The organism is Vibrio sp. A8-1 (assembly GCF_013048685.1).
GTDB classification, from domain to species: Bacteria; Pseudomonadota; Gammaproteobacteria; order Enterobacterales; family Vibrionaceae; genus Vibrio; species Vibrio metschnikovii.
Genome location: NZ_VHTC01000073.1, coordinates 1 through 2,486 on the forward strand (window position 1 = coordinate 1; position 2,486 = coordinate 2,486).

Annotated in this window: 2 protein-coding genes; both read right to left on the reverse strand. The window is 38.7% G+C overall.

Annotation, left to right across the window (positions count from 1 at the left end):
• Positions 1–1,262: 1,262 nt before the first annotated feature.
• Positions 1,263–1,811: a hypothetical protein gene (locus tag FKN93_RS17155; protein ID WP_170905744.1), complete on the reverse strand. Its 549-nt coding sequence runs from the start codon at positions 1,809–1,811 to the stop codon at positions 1,263–1,265.
• Between the two features lie 158 nt (positions 1,812–1,969).
• Complete coding sequence (locus tag FKN93_RS17165; protein WP_001071517.1) at positions 1,970–2,329, reverse strand: VOC family protein; 360 nt, start codon at positions 2,327–2,329, stop codon at positions 1,970–1,972.
• Between the last annotated feature and the right edge of the window lie 157 nt (positions 2,330–2,486).

The following is a 2,486-nucleotide window of genomic DNA, read 5'->3' on the forward strand; positions in this document are numbered from 1 at the left end:
GGACGCCGCTCACCCAATGATGTTTTCTTCAGTAAACTCACGAATTGTTCAACTGAGATTGGATGGTTTACTTTGTACTCGATTTCCATTTTTCATCCTCTGGAGCTGAATTTGCTTATAACGCCGCATTAAGGGGCAAGCAACGTAAACCACTGCGCTCAAACTAACCAGCCGTCACCTCAAATGCGTATCCAAACCAAAAATGCCACGCGTTGATTGTCCCTCTTAAATGCTTTGTTATGTAACTTTACTAACCATTTCAAAGCATTAACAAAAACAGCATCGCCAAACACAATTTAACTTACACGAAAAGTCAGCATTGACCCAGTAGAAAAAAAATCTGGCAACCACAAAAGCAACTTGATTCTGCGGATCATGACTATAGACAAGCTGAACGCAAACCCACTTTACCATTAAGTTCAGAATACAGACTTGAAGAACAAGAAGACAAAAACCAAATCAACATGAATAAGACTGACTTTACAAACCGTATAAATAACTAATTAAAATAATAAGTTAAAAATATCAAACATGAAAAATAGAAGTTCATTTTAAAATACAAAATAATGAAAACACTTTAAATTTCAATATATTGCGATCTTTTTCTCTATAGTTACATAACGCCGCATTAAGGGGCAAGCAACGCTAACAACCGAACTTAAACTAACCAGCCGTAACCTCAAATGCTCACCCAAAACAAAAGTGCCACGCATTGATTGTCCCTCTTAAATGCTTTGTTATGTAACTTTACTAACCATTTCAAAGCTTTGCCAAAAACAGCATCGCCAAACACGATTTAACTTACACGAAAAGTCAGCATTGACCCAGTAGAAAAAACTCTGGCAACCACAAAAGCAACTTGAGTCTGCAGATCATGACTATAGACAAACTGAACGCAAACCCACTGAACCATTAAGAACAAACGGAAAATTCGAAGAACAAGGAAGACGAAAACCAAATCAACATGAATAAGACTGACTTTACAAACTGTATAAATAACCAATTCAAACAATTAGTTAAAAGTACCGAACATAGAAAGCAGAAGCCAAATTCAAAGTAAAGAAATCATAAAAACACTTTAATTTTCAATATATTGTGGTCTTTTTCTCTACAGTTACATAACGCCGCGTTAAGGGGTGAGCAACGCAACTACCAACTATCCGCATTGCACTAAAAACTAATAAATTCAACGCATAATGAAAATACTACGCGTTGCGAATCCCTCTTGAACGCTTTGTTATGCAGCGACTCAAGATAGAATCTTATTCCCAAGAAATTACGCTATCATAGACCTGACAATCAGCGACTGAATTGCCTGAATCTGCAATAAATATTTGCTGCACTTCCGATACCGGATAGGTTAAATACTCTGAACATTGAGCACTTTGACCATTACCTACAACTACTTTGGTTCCTGCTTTCAATCTGCACTTCGATAACTTATCCAACGGTGACCATTGATAGCAAATCTCATAGTTCTTCCTATAATCCGCTGTCTTACCCGAGGGTAAGTCAAATGCCCACCATTGACCAAATTGGCTATTAGGATTTGTACTATTCCACGCTCGATATATAGTTACATCTTGTGTATTTTGATATACAGAACCTTGACACAATTTACCTTGTAACGGCTCTCCGAGTGATTGAGCAAGCAGCGGTGGGTCTTGGATTGACTTAAATTTATCACTTAATTCACTACTGATAGCTGTGGTACCTATACAAGAATTTTCCACTAACCTTTCTGTGGTTACCGATTGATTGGCACAACCCTGAATCACTGCTACCAGCGCGAGACCTAAAATCCTTTTCATATTAAAACTCCTAGTAATCAAATAATTATCGTTTAGCTGCATAACGCCGCGTTAAGGGGCAGCCGACGCAACTGCCAAGCTTCCGCATAACACAGTAATCACAAAAACCAACGCATGATAAAAATGCCACGCGTTGGCTGTCCCTCTTTAACGCCTTGTTATGCGCGTGCTTCAGACCAAACTGCAAACTCGTTGCCACTTGGCTCTACAAAATGAAAACGACAACCGCCGGGAAATTCAAAAATTGAACGGATGATATTACCGCCATTTTTCACAACTTTATCCAATGTGGCTTCAATGTCTGAACTATAGAAAATTAAAAGTGCACCACCATTTTCAGTCCGACTAGAACGCTCAGCTTTGAAAAAGCCAACATCTAAACCTTCATTTGAAAAAGCTGCGTATTCAGGCCCATAGTCAACAAAGTCCCATCCAAAAACCTTTGAAAAGAATGCTTTCGTTGACTCTAAGTCTTTCGCTGAAAATTCTACATAATTGATCTTTTCATGCTGATTCATTGTTAACTCCTGTAACTTTTCCTATTAGCGCATAACGCCGCATTAAGGGGCAGGCAACGCAAACAACTAAACTCAAACTAGCCAGCCGTAACCTCAAATGCTCAACCAAACCAAAACTGCCAAGCGTTGACTGTCCCTCTTGAATGCTTTGTTATGT

Excerpts from the sequence above, each read along its gene's own strand:
- FKN93_RS17155 (WP_170905744.1), bottom strand. The coding sequence starts at position 1,811 with ATGAAAAGGATTTTAGGTCTCGCGCTGGTAGCAGTGATTCAGGGTTGT.
- FKN93_RS17165 (WP_001071517.1), bottom strand. The coding sequence starts at position 2,329 with ATGAATCAGCATGAAAAGATCAATTATGTAGAATTTTCAGCGAAAGAC.